This is a genomic window from Vibrio sp. YYF0003 (assembly GCF_036350715.1).
Taxonomy (GTDB): Bacteria; Pseudomonadota; Gammaproteobacteria; order Enterobacterales; family Vibrionaceae; genus Vibrio; species Vibrio natriegens.
The window spans coordinates 404,251-422,079 of record NZ_JAZDWA010000003.1 but is presented as its reverse complement, the minus strand read 5'-3'; the positions used below and the strand labels follow the sequence as shown (position 1 = coordinate 422,079).

Annotated in this window: 16 protein-coding genes; 5 read left to right on the top strand and 11 right to left on the bottom strand. The window is 47.6% G+C overall.

What is annotated here, in order from left to right; genetic code table 11:
- Nucleotides 1-188: 188 nt before the first annotated feature.
- The 5 genes from V1U08_RS12240 (at nt 189) to envZ (ending at nt 5,422) form a co-directional block, all read left to right on the top strand.
- On the top strand, nt 189-2,069 hold the full coding sequence (locus tag V1U08_RS12240) for a putative ATP-dependent zinc protease (protein ID WP_118117428.1): 1,881 nt from the start codon (nt 189-191) through the stop codon (nt 2,067-2,069).
- A 128-nt stretch (nt 2,070-2,197) separates the two neighbouring features.
- Nucleotides 2,198-2,701 (top strand): transcription elongation factor GreB, encoded by a 504-nt coding sequence (gene greB / locus V1U08_RS12235; RefSeq protein WP_330470692.1) that lies wholly within the window; start codon nt 2,198-2,200, stop codon nt 2,699-2,701.
- Between the two features lie 98 nt (nt 2,702-2,799).
- Nucleotides 2,800-3,099 (top strand): DUF1090 family protein, encoded by a 300-nt coding sequence (locus V1U08_RS12230; RefSeq protein WP_014230553.1) that lies wholly within the window; start codon nt 2,800-2,802, stop codon nt 3,097-3,099.
- Nucleotides 3,100-3,282: 183 nt separating this feature from the next.
- Entirely contained in the window at nt 3,283-4,002 is a 720-nt protein-coding gene (gene ompR / locus V1U08_RS12225) for an osmolarity response regulator transcription factor OmpR (RefSeq protein ID WP_014230554.1), read from the top strand.
- Nucleotides 4,003-4,129: 127 nt separating this feature from the next.
- On the top strand, nt 4,130-5,422 hold the full coding sequence (gene envZ / locus V1U08_RS12220) for a two-component system sensor histidine kinase EnvZ (RefSeq protein ID WP_014230555.1): 1,293 nt from the start codon (nt 4,130-4,132) through the stop codon (nt 5,420-5,422).
- An 86-nt stretch (nt 5,423-5,508) separates the two neighbouring features.
- Here the strand turns inward: envZ and V1U08_RS12215 are convergent, their stop codons facing one another.
- The 11 genes from V1U08_RS12215 to V1U08_RS12165 all read right to left on the bottom strand — a co-directional run bounded on the left by V1U08_RS12215 (nt 5,509) and on the right by V1U08_RS12165 (nt 17,829).
- Nucleotides 5,509-6,897 (bottom strand): uracil-xanthine permease family protein, encoded by a 1,389-nt coding sequence (locus V1U08_RS12215; protein WP_065296134.1) that lies wholly within the window; start codon nt 6,895-6,897, stop codon nt 5,509-5,511.
- 218 nt (nt 6,898-7,115) lie between these two features.
- Nucleotides 7,116-9,197, bottom strand: a complete 2,082-nt coding sequence (gene recG, locus V1U08_RS12210) for an ATP-dependent DNA helicase RecG (RefSeq protein ID WP_330470691.1) — start codon at nt 9,195-9,197, stop codon at nt 7,116-7,118.
- Nucleotides 9,198-9,306: 109 nt separating this feature from the next.
- A complete protein-coding gene (gene trmH, locus V1U08_RS12205; protein ID WP_330470690.1) occupies nt 9,307-9,990 on the bottom strand; it encodes a tRNA (guanosine(18)-2'-O)-methyltransferase TrmH in 684 nt (227 codons plus the stop codon).
- A 60-nt stretch (nt 9,991-10,050) separates the two neighbouring features.
- A complete protein-coding gene (spoT, locus tag V1U08_RS12200) occupies nt 10,051-12,171 on the bottom strand; it encodes a bifunctional GTP diphosphokinase/guanosine-3',5'-bis pyrophosphate 3'-pyrophosphohydrolase (RefSeq protein ID WP_014230559.1) in 2,121 nt (706 codons plus the stop codon).
- Nucleotides 12,172-12,210: 39 nt separating this feature from the next.
- Entirely contained in the window at nt 12,211-12,483 is a 273-nt protein-coding gene (rpoZ, locus tag V1U08_RS12195; RefSeq protein ID WP_005379346.1) for a DNA-directed RNA polymerase subunit omega, read from the bottom strand.
- A 195-nt stretch (nt 12,484-12,678) separates the two neighbouring features.
- Nucleotides 12,679-13,302: a guanylate kinase gene (gmk, locus tag V1U08_RS12190; RefSeq protein ID WP_014230561.1), complete on the bottom strand. Its 624-nt coding sequence runs from the start codon at nt 13,300-13,302 to the stop codon at nt 12,679-12,681.
- 334 nt (nt 13,303-13,636) lie between these two features.
- The gene (locus V1U08_RS12185) at nt 13,637-14,848 is read right to left on the bottom strand and encodes a tetratricopeptide repeat protein (protein ID WP_014230562.1); all 1,212 of its coding nucleotides are present in this window, start codon (nt 14,846-14,848) and stop codon (nt 13,637-13,639) included.
- A gap of 12 nt (nt 14,849-14,860) precedes the next feature.
- Nucleotides 14,861-15,493 (bottom strand): energy transducer TonB, encoded by a 633-nt coding sequence (locus V1U08_RS12180; RefSeq protein ID WP_014230563.1) that lies wholly within the window; start codon nt 15,491-15,493, stop codon nt 14,861-14,863.
- A gap of 4 nt (nt 15,494-15,497) precedes the next feature.
- Complete coding sequence (locus tag V1U08_RS12175; protein WP_014230564.1) at nt 15,498-15,905, bottom strand: ExbD/TolR family protein; 408 nt, start codon at nt 15,903-15,905, stop codon at nt 15,498-15,500.
- Nucleotides 15,906-15,930: 25 nt separating this feature from the next.
- Nucleotides 15,931-16,458, bottom strand: a complete 528-nt coding sequence (locus V1U08_RS12170; protein ID WP_005458945.1) for a MotA/TolQ/ExbB proton channel family protein — start codon at nt 16,456-16,458, stop codon at nt 15,931-15,933.
- A gap of 9 nt (nt 16,459-16,467) precedes the next feature.
- Nucleotides 16,468-17,829 (bottom strand): MotA/TolQ/ExbB proton channel family protein, encoded by a 1,362-nt coding sequence (locus tag V1U08_RS12165; protein ID WP_020335707.1) that lies wholly within the window; start codon nt 17,827-17,829, stop codon nt 16,468-16,470.

The window sequence follows — 17,829 nt, the reverse complement described above, 5'->3', positions numbered from 1 at the left end:
CAGTTGAGTTTCGTTAGGTATAAACATTGGGGTCATTCGATGAATTTGCAATGTTTTCCGCGAGCAGTGCAAAAATTTACCGGGCGCTGGTGGACATCAGTCAGGTTTGTGTCAAAACTTTAATTAAATTGAGAACTTATATCCTCGATTATCAACTAAAGTACATACCTTAGCTCATAGGGATAATCATGATGAAAAAAATGTCTTTGGCTTTGGCGCTTACCAGTGCCTTACTTGTTGCGCCATTTAGCTGGGCGCAATCTCTTTCCGCAACCACTCAAGATCCAATTTACCAACTCGATGACAAACTGGTGTTAGGCCGGGTTGAAAATGTCTATTACAGCGAGATTCCAGAGCTAAGTGACGTGCCGTTCATGGGTAAGATTGATACGGGTGCCGATACCACCTCGATGCATGCCGAGAATATTCACGTCACCAGCTCGAACCCAGAGTTCTCTAACCTGAAAGATAACGAGTTACTTTGGGCGATCATCGATGATCTGGGTGGAACCAAAGCCAAGTGGGATGATGGGACTTTCGAGCCGTATCAAGTCAAAGTGAGCTTTACCATTCAGCACCCTTACACGGGCAAACAGATCACAGTCACCGATGATCTGGAACGTATCAGTGCGATTCGTAGCCGTACCAGTACAAAACCGATATTGCGTCCAAACGTAAAAATGCCGATGACGATAGCGGGTCATACCGTTGATACCGTTGTGAACTTAACCGCACGTAAGCAGTTTTCTGCACCAATTCTGATTGGAAAAACCTATCTGAAAGATAACGCGTGGGTGTTTGCCGGATATGACTACCTGCAGCAGCAGCCCAAGGCCAAAATGATTGGTAAGCAAGAGCTTGTCTCTGTAGAAGGCGTTCCTTACAAGGTGAGTATTTCGACCAGCAGTCGCTACACCAATGCGCATGCTCTGGACATCAAAGTAGATAAGAAGGCCAAGCAAGTGTCCTTCACCTTAGAGGGCGAAAACGGTAAGCGACACCCGATGACACTGCCGCTGATTCGTATGCTTAAAACGACGAAAGGTGAGCGACCACTGGTATATTTACCTGTGAAAGTGTCGGAAAGCGAAACTCAGCACTGGTTGGTGTATTTGCGTGATCGCAGCAATTTTAGCTCACAGCTGCGCTTAGGCAATGATGTGGTTAGCCAGCACTTTGTGGTCGATACCGATAAAGAAAACCTGCTTGGTGGTGTTGAAAAGACCTTTAAGAGTGCTCTGAAAACCAAACCTCTGGTGATTTCTCCTGAGGAGACTCTCAATATTGATGGCTACTCAGTACCAGCCTACCCAACGTTTACCGTCAAAACTCCGCTTCTTCGCGTGCATGGCTTTGAGCTCAGCGAAAAAGGCAAAGATGAAGTGGCGACCTATTACTTAACCAATGAACAGGGCAAAGAGGAAAAAATCACCAAACCCGTTGTGAAAAAGCTAAGAGTGGGCGATATGGTGCGCCCTGTGGTTGAAGGGGATTTTGTGTTTGGGAACACAGAGAAGACCATCGAATTTGCCATTGATGTGTTGGAGAACGAAGAAACTCAACCGTTTTTCGTGTTTGGCCATGATATGGCAAAAGGTGGTGTGCTGCTGAATACGCGTGCGGATCACCTCTTGGATGCCAAACCGTTATTCCGGGCTGGTCATATTGAAGTGGCTGAAGTGGAAGGCATGTTGTTCCCGGTGAAACTGGATACGGGGGCTGACGTCAGCTCAATCAGCGCTACTGATATTAAGCAATTTCAGAAAGACGGCAAAGACATGGTGAGCTTCACTTATGAAAACGATTATGGCGTGAAAAAACAGCTGACTCGTGAAGTGGTCAATGTGATGCACATTACCGCGAAGAAGGGCGAGAAAACCAACGTCAGGCCGGTGGTTAAAATGCACGTGAAACTGGGCGATCTGGAGAAGAAAATAGAGGTCAACCTTCAGGACAGAGAACGTTTTAAGTACAGCATGATTTTGGGTAAAAACTTTTTGAAGCATGGTGTGGTGGTGTCGAGTGACACCAATTACATCGTGACGAAAAAATCGGATGTCAAAAAGTAAAAACTCAGTCAATTTGTAGGCTGAACGCCAACTTCGCCCCGTGTTTTACGTACTGTGATTGGTATAATCTCAGAATTAGAGCCGGGGCATAAACCAAACGAAAATCACCCGTCTCCCAAGGAGAAAAATTGAAAACTAAGCTGATTACGCGTGAAGGCTATAACAAACTCAAACAAGAGCACGATTACCTCTGGAACGAAAAGCGACCTGAGATCACCAAGATAGTCACCTGGGCCGCCAGTTTGGGAGATCGCTCTGAAAATGCAGATTACACCTTCAATAAACGATTATTGCGTCAAATCGATCGTCGCGTTCGTTTTCTCAGAAAGTTTTTACCTGAAGTGACCATCGTGGATTACTCACCTCAGCAAGAAGGCAAGGTCTTCTTCGGAGCTTGGGTCGAGATCGAAAATGAAGCGGGTGACGTGAAGAAGTTTCGTATTGTCGGGCCGGAAGAGATCTATGGCGATGCTAAAGGCTATATCTCTATCGACTCACCCATGGCACGCGCGATGCTAAAAAAACAAGTCGATGAAGAGTTTACGGTTAGGACGCCCGATGGCGATAAAGAATGGTTCATTAACTCGATTGAGTACAACCTATCCAGCCCAGATGCGACAAACCTTAGCTAGGGTGACTGGTCGGTGAGCGAATGTTCCGACCATGTTTAACCGACATCCTCTTCATCCTGAGAAGAAAAGGCATTGAGCGCTTTTATAGGAGCACATAAATGATGAGAGCAGTGATTAGTGGCACCGTATTAACCGTAGGATGTTCATTTTCTGCGTTTTCCCAAGAAGAACTAAAAGGGTGTGATGCAAAGGAGTTTGCTGTCGAGCAGCAGCTTGAATATGCCAAAGTGCAAGGTAAAGAGCAGCATATTGAAGGACTCGAACGTGCGTTAGCTTCGGTACAAAGTGAGTGTATTCGAGAGGAGCAACGCCAGAAATTACATGCAGAAATTGAAAAAAGTACTCAAAAGGAAAAGTTGCAAGCCAGCAGTGAAACAGAGTGGGAACTGAGCCAGTAACCTCCGTTTGATAGGCGATATTTTTGCTAATCTGAGTCATCACTTCGCTCAATATTAGCGCTGTATCTTCGAAATAATGTGTCAAAAGAGCGGCTAAGATAAAAAGAGTAACAATTTGCACAAGCACGTTTGAAAAAACAGTGATACATTTTCGACAATACATGCTTCTGAAAGGATGTTTCAATGCAGGAAAATCATAAAATTTTAGTGGTTGATGACGATGCTCGTTTACGTGCTCTATTGGAGCGTTACCTTTCTGAGCAAGGTTTTCAGGTTCGTAGCGTTGCCAATGGCGAACAAATGGATCGCTTACTGACGCGTGAAAACTTTCACTTAATGGTGCTCGATTTGATGTTGCCAGGTGAAGACGGTTTATCTATCTGTCGCCGCTTACGTAACGCGAACAACATGTTACCTATCCTGATGCTGACCGCAAAAGGGGACGAAGTTGATCGTATTGTTGGCTTAGAAGTCGGGGCAGACGATTACCTGCCAAAACCGTTTAACCCGCGTGAGTTGTTGGCTCGCATTAAAGCGGTATTGCGCCGTCAAACCATCGAACTGCCGGGAGCACCAAGCACGGAAGAAAAAGTGGTGGAATTTGGCGAGTTCCGTTTAAACCTCGGAACGCGTGAAATGTTCCGTGGCGAAGAATCGATGCCGCTAACATCCGGTGAGTTTGCCGTATTAAAAGCCTTAGTCACCAACGCGCGTGAACCAATGTCGCGAGACAAACTGATGAATATGGCCCGTGGCCGTGAATATTCGGCAATGGAACGTTCTATTGACGTCCAAATTTCTCGTCTTCGTCGCATGTTGGAAGATGACCCGAGCAAACCACGTTACATTCAGACGGTATGGGGCTTGGGCTACGTATTTGTCCCAGACGGCAAAGAAGTATAATTCGCGTAACTGCACTCCGATAGTTGTCTGTACATTCCGTCCTCTTGCATCTCCTGTATGGGGGCGGAAAATCGCGATTAGGCACATTCTTTTAGCAATACTCTGTTAGGATCACCAGGAACTGTCCATGCGAATCCGAAGCTCTCTCACTCAATCTATTCTGCTGTTCATTTCTTTGCTTCTCGCTAGCCAAGTCTTCTCTTATTACGCCGTTTTCAACTATGCGTTGATGCCGAGCCTGCAGCAGTTCAATAAAATTCTCGCTCATGAGCTCAATCTGGTGCTTGATGCCGACGGAGAGCTTCAGTATGAGGCACCAATCAGGCGTCAGTTATTAGAAAGGCTGGGCGTAACGGTTCACAGTATTGATAGTGAAAGAGCGGACGAGTTTAATCACGCGATGTCGATTGAATTGATGTCGGAAGAAATGACTCAAGAACTGGATTCTCCGACTGAAGTACGTTTGATGTTGGGCGAGGAGAGTTACATCTTATGGATGCACATCGACAAGCTACCCAACTCGCTTATCCGTATCCCGCTTTCAGAGCTGCAAGAAGAGGATTTTGCGCCGCTATTTCGTAACAGCCTGATCATGGCACTGCTGATTATCGCTGGTGGCTGGCTCTTTATTCGTTTTCAAAACCGCCCGTTACTGGCGTTAGAAAAAGCAGCCAAGGGGGTTGGTCGTGGTGAGATACCGCCACCGATACCAGAGAAAGGCGCGTTAGAAATTCGAGCGGTGACCCGTGCTTTTAATCAGATGTCGAAAGGTATTCAGGAGCTGGAAGAAGACCGCGCCTTATTGATGGCGGGGATCAGCCACGATTTACGAACACCGTTAACCCGAATTCGTCTCGCGACAGAAATGATGTCACCAGAGGAAAGCTATCTCGCTGAAGGCATCATCAGCGATACGGAAGAGTGTAATGAAATCATCAGCCAGTTTATGGATTACCTTAAGCCGGTGAATAACCAGACGTTTGAGGCGGTGTCTCTGAACGACATAGTATGCGATGTCGCGAGCTCAGAAGGCAGTGATGAACGGGAAATTGAGACCAAAATTGAAGCGTCCATCAAACCCGCTCTGGGTAATTCGATTGCGATAAAACGTGCCGTGACGAACTTAGTGGTCAATGCGGTTCGCTATGGCAATGGCTGGGTCAAAGTGTCGACGGGTATGACCGCAGATAACCAACTGGTTTGGGTCACGGTGGAAGATAACGGCCCCGGCATTGAACCTGATCAGGTCGGTAAGTTGTTTGAACCGTTTACGCGTGGAGATACGGCGCGAGGCAGTGAAGGTACCGGACTTGGTCTGGCGATCGTCAAGCGCATTGTAAGCCAGCATTCAGGCTCGGTTGTGATGCGTAATCGTAGTGAAGGTGGCTTAATCGCCCAAATCAGCTTCCCGACTAAGTAACCCAACAGCTAAAGCGTCATCGATGAGCAAAATAAAAGCCCAGCTTAGAGCCTAAGTTGGGCTTTTTTATTATCCTATTGATCAGTTTAGGATTCTTTGACCTCTTGAACTTCTGGTTCTTCGTCTTCCAGTTTCTCTGGCAATAACAGGTTCAAGATGATTGCAGTAATACCGCCCGCAGCAACACCCGTCGAGAAGATGCTCTTAATAAACTCTGGCATGAATTGCAGAATTTCAGGCTTCTGAGCAATACCAAGGCCCATAGAGAACGACAGCGCCATGATCAGAATCGCACGACGGTCGAGATCAACACGAGAGATAATACGCACACCTGCCGCGGCAATCGTACCAAACATCACGATGGTTGCGCCGCCAAGCACAGGCTCAGGAATCAGCTGAACAAAGCTCGCCACACCAGGGAATAAACCAAGTAAAACCAGCATAGCGGAGATGAAGTAACCTACGTAACGGCTTGCGACACCAGTCAGCATGATAATGCCGTTGTTTTGGCTGAAAGTAGAGTTCGGGAAGCTGTTAAAGACTGCAGCGATAGCCGAGTTTAAACCGTCAGCCAACACGCCACCTTTGATGCGCTTCATGTAAACCGGACCTTTTACTGGCTCACCGGACACTTCAGAAGTTGCGGTAATATCGCCGATGGCTTCTAGCGCAGTAATAAAGAAAATCAGTACTAGCGGAATAAATAGCGACCAGTCAAACGCTAAGCCGTATTGCATCGGAATTGGCAGCGCAACTAGGTTGGTCTCACTTAGCTGTGAAGTGTCAACCATACCCATAAAGTAGGCCATGATATAGCCAACTAGCATCGCAATGACAATCGAAGCAACGCGAATGTACGGGTTGTTTGAGCGGTTCAAAATAACGATCAGACCCAGTACGGTGCCAGCCAGTGCCAACTTGTCCAGGCTACCGAACGTGCCGTCACCCATCGCAGCATAGCCACCACCCATCGAAACTAATCCAACTTGAATCAATGTCAGACCTATCAGAGTCACCACAATACCTGAAACCAGCGGAGTGATGATGCGGCGAGCGTGCTCAAGTACTCGAGACAGTAGAATTTCCGCGAAGGAAGCGACCAAAATCGTGCCGAAAATAGCTGCCATCATTGTGCTGATGTCTGCACCGCCAGCTTTCAATGACAAGCCAGCACCAATGATTGGGCCTAAAAAGTTAAAGCTGGTGCCTTGCACGGATAACAGGCCAGAGCCTATCGGGCCAAAGGTACGAATTTGAATAAATGACGACACACCAGAAGCAAATAGAGACATGCTGATAATCGTGTTTGTTTGATCGGCTGGTACGCCCAAAGATTGGCAAATGATCAACGAAGGGGTAATAACCGCAACGAACATCGCTAACAAGTGCTGAATGGCGGCGAAAATTGTTTGTGGCAGTGGTGGGCGATCATTTAATTGATAGACCAGTTCCGAGGATCGGTTTGAAGTTGTCATGGTTTGTCTCGCTTGTCGCAATATTTATTACCCAGGGCTCGCTGAATGGGAGCTCTGGGAGGAGCTGACGTTTTGATCTGTGATTGCTGTTAATCAGTGTCAACTCAGATTGGTTGGGGTAAATACCCTAATTTTGTGCGCGATTATAGAGCGATTTATTTAAAAAGCAAACGATTGCCATGAGGTGTTGATAATCAGTTATTCGGATTATTTTAATCTTAAGCTTTGGAGTAAATATCCCGTTCGCCTAACCAACGATCGATAATCGCAGTGGCATTAGTAGGATAATTGTCGTGAATATGGCGTGCTATGCGTTGAACTTCGGGTATTAAGCGCTGATCACGAACCAAGTCCGCAATTTTAAAATCTGCCAGACCGGTTTGCTTGGTACCTAATAACTCACCAGGGCCACGGATCTCCAAATCTTTCTGCGCAATGACAAAGCCGTCGTTGCTTTCACGCAGAACGCCGAGGCGCTTTTGTGCGGTTTTTGATAGTGGTGAGTGATAAAGTAGAACACAGTGACTGGCGACTGAGCCTCGCCCTACACGGCCTCTTAGCTGGTGTAACTGCGCTAAACCGAGTCGCTCCGGGTTTTCGATGATCATCAGGCTTGAATTTGGTACGTCTACGCCGACTTCTATCACGGTTGTGGCGACGAGCAGATGCAGCTTGTTGTCTTTAAAATCCTGCATCACGGCTTGTTTTTCCGCCGGCTTCATGCGGCCATGAACTAAGCCAATTTTCACATCAGGCAGCTTGCGCTGCAGGTCCTCTGCAGTATCAGCGGCAGCTTGTGCCTCCAATACCTCAGATTCATCAATCAGTGTACACACCCAGTAGGCTTGCTTACCTTCGTTGAGACAGGCATGGCGAACTCGTTCCACGATGTCGTCGCGTTTTGTATCGGGAATCGCGACGGTTTGAATCGGAGTTCGGCCCGGTGGTAATTCGTCAATTACTGAGGTTTCCAAATCGGCGTAAGCAGTCATCGCTAAGGTACGTGGGATAGGGGTAGCGGTCATGATGAGCTGATGTGGGTAAGCGCCTTGCTTGGCCCCTTTTTCACGTAACTCTAATCGCTGGTGGACGCCAAAGCGGTGCTGTTCATCAATAATAACCAGCGCCAGATGATGGAATTCAACATGTTCCTGAAACAAGGCGTGAGTACCCACTACCATTTGTGCTTCACCGCTGGCAATGCGTGCGAGTTCTGCTTCTTTAGCTTTACCCTTTAACTTACCTGCCAGCCAGCCTACTTGGATTCCCATAGATTCAAACCAGTTGGCAAAGTTGATGGCATGCTGTTCGGCTAGCAGCTCAGTCGGTGCCATTAGTGCAACCTGATAACCGTGCTCGATAGATCGAACCGCAGCCAGTGCCGCGACGAGGGTTTTCCCTGAGCCTACATCGCCCTGAACAAGGCGCATCATCGGGTGAGGCTTCTCCAGATCGGCTTCAATCTCTTTTACCACTCGTGCCTGAGCGTTTGTTGGTGAGAACGGCAGTTGTGCCAGAAGTTGGTTCTTCAGTTTTTCACAGGGAGCAAGTGGCAAAGCAATATCTTGCTGTCCTTTACTGCGCACTGCCAACATAGAGAGGTTCTGAGCCAACAGTTCTTCCATGATCAGGCGGATTTGTGCCGGATGCTTACCTTCATCAAACTCATCTAAGTTGATCGTTGGGGGCGGTCGGTGGATGGTATGCAGCGCCTGAGACATGGTGATTTGGTGATCGTATAAACCCGCTGGCAGTAATTCTTGTACGGCGGCTTTATCCAATAACGCTAACGCCTGCTCGGTCAGGTTACGCAGGGTGATCTGTCTTAGGCCATCTGTGGTTGGATAAACGGGCGTCAGGCTTTGTTCTACATCTGGCTTTTGTTCGCTGATATAGAACTTGTAATCTGGATGGACGATTTCCAAACCCATTCCACCACGTTTTATTTCCCCGTAAGCGTGTACTAACTTACCTTGAGAAAAGTTGTTCTTCATCGCCGCGGTAAAATTGAAAAAACGCAGCGTAATAGTGCCGTTACCATCACTGATTTTTACCGTGAGCATTTTGCGTTTACCGAAAATAGTATCCACGGCCATCACCTTGCCTTGTACTGCGGCCCACAGCCCTGCATGGAGCTTAGCAATAGGATAAATACGGGTACGATCTTCGTAACGAAGTGGCAGGTGAAACAGTAAATCCTGAACCGAATGCAAGCCAACTTTGGCTAGTTTTTCTGCGACTTTCGCGCCAACCCCTGAAAGGGAAGTTAATGGAACAGCAGATAGCAGTTGGGCAGACATAGAAGGCTCAAAAAAATGGTTAACATTGCAATATGTTAACCATGGAGCTGTGTTTTTGTACAGGAAAAAATAAGAGGAGCGATCAGGAACTAGGATCCTAGTCTCGCTATTATTTCTGTTGCATCTCTTTCCACCACGCCTCGTCGGCGATGATTTGACCCTCATCGTCGAGTGGCGGATAAGCGAGACCTTTACGTTTCGCAACTTTAGCCAGAACCGGATGGCCGCGTTCAAACAGAATTCGGTTAATGGTCTCTTCTGGCAGGGCGCTTTCTTCACGCTCGTACATACCGGCGGCTTCACGCTGACGCTGGGCTTCATACAAAATCACCGCACTTGCAACAGAAACATTGAGCGATTGCACCATGCCAATCATCGGGATGATGATGTCTTGGTCAGCGAGCTGTTTGGCTTGTTCTGAAGCGCCTGTTTTCTCACTGCCTAAAATGATGGCGGTTGGTTTGGTGTAGTCGATGTCTCGAAAGTCGACGGCCGTTTCCGATAGGTTAGTCACCAGCACCTGCATGCCTTGCGCTTTTAATTCGGTCACGGCGTCTTCGATAGAGTCGTGAGTGTCCACTTCTACCCAGTTGCGTGCGCCTGCTGATGTGTGGCTCAGGGTACGCATTTTATTTGGCCAAATGGCGTGGACTTTGTGTAAGCCAGTTGCATCGGCTGTGCGGATAACCGCTGAGACGTTATTCGGCTTGTGAACTTCTTCAAGGCATAACGTTAGGTCGGTCTGGCGTGCTTTCAGGACTTGGTGGATACGGTGGTAGCGTTCTAGGTTCATAGTAAATAAATAGGGATATAAAAAATCGCCACCTAGCGGAGTAGGTGGCGATAATTGTTATTATCTTCTTCTGCGTCGGACTCGAGTCGCGTGTGGCATCGCTTTGATTTTTCTCATGATGCCAGCAAGGTGAACACGATCTTTGGTGGTCAGCAGAACGGTGACGGTATACAGGCGACCATCACGTTCTTCCGTTGACAAGCCATGGATGTTCGAGCCTGTCTTCGAAATTACGTTGGTTAGCTCAGCGAGCGCACCCTGATGGTTGAGCATGTCGACTTTGAGTTCAGCGATGAACTCTTTATCGTAATCGTCAGACCAGGCAACCGCCATGTAGCGATCCGGTTCTTTCTGGTAACCACGTACGTTTGGACAGGTTTCGCGGTGAACAACTAATCCACGGCCCGGTGATACGTGCGCAATAATGTGGTCATCCGGAATTGGGTGACAACAGTTTGCAAACGTCAGCAATAAACCTTCCGCGCCACGAATTGGCAGCTTCTTCTTCGAATCACCAGGAATCGAACTGGTTGTGGTCAGCTCTTCGGTATCACCTAGCAGACGACGCGCAATGACGATACTCATTAACTCACCCAAACCAATTGCAGCCAACAGGTCATCGGTACTTTCCAAACGAAGGTCAGTCAGGACTTCCTGGACGTTATCTGGGTAAATAGAGTCAATAGAGTGGCGACCAAGTGCGTGATTCAGCAAGCGGCGACCAAGTGTGATTGACTCTTCACGACGCATGGTTTTCAGAACCTGACGAATCTTGGTACGTGCACGTGAAGTCACGACATAGTTCAGCCATGCTGCGTTTGGACGTGCACCAGGTGCGCTGATGATCTCGACCGTTTGACCGTTTTTCAGTGCCTTACTCAGTGGGTAAGGGTTACGATCAACACGAGCACCAACACAAGAGTTGCCGACATCAGTATGCACCGCGTAGGCGAAGTCAACCGCTGTCGCGCCAAGTGGCAATTCGACGATACGACCTTTTGGTGTGAAGACGTAAATTTCGTCTGGGAACAGATCCGATTTTACGTTTTCAATGAATTCGAACGAGTTACCCGCGCTTTGCTGCAGTTCAAGCAGGCTTTGCATCCAGCGTTGAGCTTTCACTTGCGCTGTCGTGCCAGAGGTATCGCCTTTGTCTTTGTAAGACCAATGCGCAGCAACACCTTTATCCGCCATTTGATCCATATCTTCAGTACGGATCTGTACTTCTACCGGAACACCATGAGGGCCGACCATCGAAGTATGCAGCGATTGGTAGCCGTTGGCTTTTGGAACCGCGATGTAATCTTTCATGCGGCCTGGGCGTGGCTTGTATAAGCTGTGCACCTGGCCCAGAACGCGATAACACGTATCTGCAGTATCAACAACCACTCGGAAAGCGTAGATGTCCATGATGGTGTGAAAGCGCTGTTCTTTGGTTTTCATCTTGTTATAGATAGAGAACAGGTTCTTCTCACGTCCAACAACGCGTGAACTCAGACCGACATCTTGCAGGCGGCCTTCGATCTCGCTGTGGATACGTTGGATCATCTCTTTACGATTACCACGTGCCGTTTTCACGACTTCTTTTAGAACGCGATAACGGTTTGGGTAAAGCGCTTCAAAGCCCAACTCTTCCAGCTCGGTTTTGATATTGTGAATACCAAGACGGTGGGCGAGTGGCGCATAAATCTCTAGAGTTTCACGAGCGATACGGCGTTTTTTGTCTGGTCGAAGTGCTCCAAGCGTGCGCATGTTGTGCGTTCGGTCAGCCAGTTTGATCAGAATTACGCGGATGTCTTGCACCATAGCCAGAACCATCTTACGAAAGTTCTCAGCCTGAGCCTCTTTCCTGTCACGGAATTTGAGTTTGTCCAGTTTAGATACACCATCAACCAGCTCAGCTACAGTATTACCGAATTGCTCTTCGAGATCTTCTTTACTGACATCACAATCTTCAATGACGTCATGCAATAGAGCAGCTTGGAGGGTTTCGATATCCAGACGCATTTCTGCCAGGATTCGAGACACAGCGACAGGGTGGATGATGTATGGTTCACCGCTAGAACGGGTTTGCCCTTCATGGGCATCTCGCGCTACCACATAAGATTGACGCAGAGCCTCAATCTGAGGCTCTGTTAGGTATTCTTGGGCAACGTCTTTGAGGCTATCGAATAGATACAAATTATAGGCCCGGGAGGTTGTTGAATTCTCGAGTCAGAATTAACGGTTGTGAGCGATGCTGCTTACTGCCGCTAGCTCTGCCGCTTCTTGCTCTTGTTGTTCTTGACGTTCACGAGCGTCCAGAACTTCTTTCGTGATTAAACCTTCTTCGATTTCGCGAAGTGCGATAACCGTTGGCTTATCGTTCTCTTCTGGCACTAGTGCATCTTTACCGCCAGTTTGCATTTGACGAGCGCGGCGAGCCGCAATCAGTACTAGGTCGAAACGGTTGCCAACTTTTTCAACAGCGTCTTGAACAGTTACGCGTGCCATGAGGACTCCAAATAGTTAACTAAAATATTAGAATGACGAGAAAGTATACAGTCTAACTGCTTTATTTACTAGCAATTAGACGTGCCACTGTAAGCGGGCTTTCTCCGGTGTTTTATTGTCTGCTCTTTGCTACGGAAAATTAAGAGCAAAGAAGCAAGAATTCTTTATGTTTTACAGCGTGACTTTATATTGAAGTTACTCTGCTAACAACGCGTCAAGCATACCTTTATATTTAGCAGCTTGCTTTTCTTCCTTCAATCTTTCAGCTCGAAGAATCGCTTTAAAGTCCATCAGCGCTGTATCGAAATCGTCGTTTACAATCACGTAATCGTACTCGTTGTAATGCGAGATTTCTGACTTGGCTTCTGCCATGCGCTTGGCAATGACTTCATCGCTGTCTTGGCCGCGAGTGTTCAGGCGACGCTCTAGCTCACCATTGGATGGTGGCAGAATGAAGATGCTTTTTGCTTCAGGCATTTGCTCACGAATTTGTCGTGCACCCTGCCAGTCGATATCCAAAAATACGTCGATACCTTTGTTTAGCGTTTCTTCAATCCAGACGCGGGAAGTGCCATAGTAGTTACCGAATACTTCGGCGTATTCCAAAAAGTCACCTTTCGCAATAAGAGCTTCAAACTCTTCTTTTGCGACGAAGTGGTAGTGGATACCGTTTTCTTCACCAGGGCGCATGTCGCGAGTGGTGTGAGACACAGACACTTTCATTGCGTATGTCGGATTGCGCTCCAACATTGCTGAGATCAAGCTAGATTTACCTGCGCCGCTAGGTGCAGATACGATATAGAGAGTACCTTTGCCCATTGTACTGTTCCACTATTGATTGGATTGATTGAGTGCCGACGGAAAGTCGCGACAGTCTTATAACGATAGCACTGGCGTTGTTGAATTAACCACCAAAGGGATGGATATTGGTGATAATCCCGCCAGAAAAATGGAGGCGAAGAGTATCATGATCTCTATATTGTTGCCAGTTGATCTTTCTATCTGTACTCACTCCCAATAAAAGAGCAATTTATGCTGATGTGACTTATTCGGACTCGGTTTCTAAATAGACGGAAAAAAGGGGAAGCTTTCACTTCCCCAGGCGTGCGACTGACTCACACTTAATTTTTTAAGTTTATTGACTTGTCTGAGCTTAGCCCTGGCTTTCTAAGAAAGTGATCCAAGGGTTCGCAACGGCTTTCAAGTCAGGAGACTGAGCGGCACTTTGCATTGCTTTAAGAGCACTGTCTGGCTGGTTCAGCTCAAAATATGCCATGCCACGAATGTAGGCTAATTCGCCTTTTTGATCGCGCTTGGCATCAGGAGCGGCGTTTTGAGTAAACTTCGTCGCTTCTGAATATTGCTTGTCTAAAATCATCAGACGAGCGATTTTGATTTGAGTTTTCGCCTTTGGAGCCAAGTTATAAGCTTGTTGGTAGACGTCGATTGCACGTCCAAGCTCCTGTGCTTGCTGCCAGAATGCCCCCTGCTTTTCTAGATTCTCCGCGTTACGCTCTACATGACCTTCGTCAAAGGCCGTTTGAAGTGTTTTTGCTGCTCGGAATGGTACGCCTTGATAAGCCTGGAAGTTCACTAAGCGCAGGTACTCTTTTTCATCTTCCAGAAGACCTAGTTTATAGGCCATCTCCAGAGTAGAAAGGGCATTACGCTCTTGGTTTAACTCCATGTAGATACCAGACAATTGCGTCCAGTAACGCTTATTTTTCGGGTACTTGGTGGTTAAAATCTTCAGAACACCGGCCACGCTCTTGAACTGTTTGAGTTCATAATGCGCAGACATCAGCAGCTGGTACCAGGATTCGCTAGGGTCTTTACTCATTGCGATGGCCTGTTTAGTCGGTGGAATCGCGTTTTTGTAATCTTCTAGCTGAATATAAGCACTCGCCAGCGTGATGTAGGCATGAGCTTGCGGTTTTTCTTCCGTTGTCTCGGCAATTTTGAACCACTCTTTCATAGTAGAGACGGACTTTTTAAACTGACCTTCAGCAAGATAAAGCTGAGCCACGCTGTAGCGAACCTGTTGAGCAACAGGGACAGGCAGCGCGTTCAAACTCAAAGCATCAGCAAAGTATTTGACCGCTTTGGGATAGTTATCTTGCAACGAGTACAAGAAGCCCATTTGTTGCAATAACACGGCGCGGTCGTATTCACGTTTGCTGCTACTTAACGCTGAGTTCAGTTTCGAAATCGCTTCCGAATACTTTTCCGTTGCGATCAGTTCCTGAACTTTATTGACGGTTCTGAATGTTCTGTCAGACAACTCAGGAGTGCTGGAAAAAGCAGGCGCGCCGTACGCGCCTGCAATGAACACCAGAGAAGCCAACAATTTTGTGTATGATTTCATGATTGCGACTCCTTAGTTGGTAGAGAACTCGATTTCTTGAGAAAGGCGAGAACTCACGGCTTTACCATCGACCATCTTAGGTTTGAAGGTCCATTTAGCTACGGTTGTTTTCGCTGCTTTACCCAAGCCTAACTTACGTGGTGTTTCTTTTAAGACTTTTACATCTTCGACGCCACCGCGTTCGTTAACGGTAAACTCTACAAGTACGATACCTTTCTCAAGTCCCGAGCGTGCCGCTTTACGAGGCATCTGCGGTTGGAACGTGGCCAGAGGAACCGGGCCTCCGCCGCCAATGACCTGAGCACCACCACCTTGTGTGTAGTGACCCAGTACTGAACCACCCGTTACGTTAACTGGAAGGTCTAGATTAGGCATGTTCATTGGAACTTGATCCATCACCGGTTTCACGGTCGACGTCACCTTCATTTCTGGTGGTGGCGGCGGACGCTTAGGTGGTGGTGGTTTCGGGAGTTCGCGTTTTTTCTCCTGTACTTTTTCGTCTGGTTTAATGCGAATGAAATCGACCATACGCTGATCATCATTCGACACTAGCTCGTGGCGCTCTTTGTTTACCAGCTTGTCCATCCCCCAGAACAATCCGAGGGAGACAATGAGCGCCAGTGCAATTGAGGCCAGATACCGCATAAGCTTAATCCTTACCGGTTGCGGCAATGGAGATGCTTTCTACACCTGCCATCTTGATCTGGTCCATAACCTTCACGACTACGCCTGCGTTGGCTTCTGTATCCGCCTGGATAACAACTGCACCATCAGGGCTTTCTGCGCGAAGACGCTCGATGTTGGCGCGAACGGCGTCGACTTCAATGCGTCGTTTATCAACCCAAACGTCACCAGCTGCACCAACGGCAACCATGATGTTACCTTTCTTCACGGTTTGCGCTGAGCTTGCCGTTGGGCGGTTTACTTCAATACCAGCTTCTTTAACGAACGATGTTGTTACGATAAAGAAGATCAACATGATGAATACGATGTCGAGCATCGGTGTCATATCGATAGCGGTTTCATCACTGCTATCACTGCTATAGCGTCTTTTCATGACCTATACCTCTAATTCCATTTACTCAGGCAATATGCTTAAGCTTATCTTCCAGCTTTTGCGTTGTGACTTTGGCTAAATGATCAAGACGTGAACTAAAGAACAGTCCTGACAGAGAAGCCACCATCCCGGCTAACGTTGGGATTGTTGCCTTTGAGATCCCCGAGGCCATTGCTCGAGGGCTTCCTGTTCCTGTTACCGCTAAGATGTCGAATACCTGGATCATGCCGACAACCGTGCCGAGCAGACCGAGTAGGGGACAAAGCGCAATCAATACTTTCACGATTGGCAGACCCTTTTTATTCTCAATATCCTGACGAGAAACGATTTCTTGTCGGATCATCTTTGCGTTCCAGCTTTGATGTTCTGAACGCTCACTCCAAAGAGTCACGGCTTTTTTCGCGGCTCTCGGAGCGACGGCGGCAAAGTAGAACCAGCGTTCTAGCAGCACTGCCCACAACATGAAGCTGAGGATGAAGATGGCGACGAGTACATCGCCACCCATTCCCAAGAAGCGCCTAATTGATTCAAGTTCTCCAACTAACCACCACATAACGCCTCCTTAGCTTTCGGCTTTATGTAGTTTTTCCTGATAGCGAGCGATGAAACCTGCACTCTGTTCTTCAAGAGTTTGAACCAAACGACGACCTTTACTGTGTACGATGGTGTAAAGGAACAGTAGAGGAATTGCGACAACCAGACCTAGCATGGTGGTTACCAATGCTTCAGAAATACCGCCAGCCATTAGTTTCGGATCGCCTGTACCAAATAGCGTGATTGCCTGGAAGGTACCGATCATGCCCATTACTGTACCCAATAGACCTAGTAGCGGTGCAACAGAGGCAAACAGTTTGATTGAGCTAACAAAGCGTTCGATGCTTGGCGCATTGCGTAGGATGATTTCGTCCAGTTTCGCTTCCAGATCTTCAAGGTTGTCGCCTTTGTGCTCTTGGTAAGCTTGGATAACTTCACCCAGTGGGTTGCCAGGGATAACCGTGTCAGATTTCGCCTGTTTACGCATTTTGCCACCGATAACTTGAAGGCGTAGGAAGCAGAACAGTGCAATGATGACACCGACAGCACCCATTGCTAGGATGACGTAACCAACGATACCACCTTGGTCAATACGTTCCTGAACGGTCGGGCTCTGTACCAATAGCGATAGGATTACGCCACGAGACGGGTCAAGGAACAGCGGCTCATATGTGCCTTCTGCTGATTCGAAACCAGCCACTTGGCTTGTGATGTTTTTGCTTGGCTGACGTGATAGTTCTTCAAACTTGCCAGTTTGAGGTACGTAAATAACGTATTTGCCATCTGCAATTGCGTTGAACTCACCTACTAGCGTTACGTCGCGAACGGCTTCTTTACCTTCACCGTAAACAACGGTTGCTTGTGTTGTTGATGTATCACCAGATACGACAACTTGTTGAAGAATAGTGTGCCAGAATGCTTCCAGCTCTTGAGTTGATGGTAGTTCTTTACTTTCTGCCAGTTTCGTCAGCAGTGCATCACGCTCTGGGAACTGAACGGCATTTTGCGAAGCGGCAAACAGACCTTTAAATTCGCCTGCGTATTGACGAACTACACCAAACATTTCACCCAAGGTACCTGAACGAACGCGCAGTGTTTCGGTTAGTTCAGTCAGTTGTTTGTCGTTTTCGTCGAATGTTGCTTTTAGCTGATCACCCAGTGCTTGTTGTGAGGCAAGCTCATCGCGCGCTTGTTGTAGCAACACGGCTTGTTGATCACGATCGCGCTTGAAGATTGCTTCGCGTTCTTTGTTTTCTTTCGATTCAACAATACTTTCTGATTTTACGTTTTTCAGTAGTTCGGAAAGAGTTTGTGGGGTTTCTGCTTGAACGCCAGAAACCATAAATAAGCTAGCTAATAGACCAGCGGCTAGAGTTTTGAATCCTTTCAT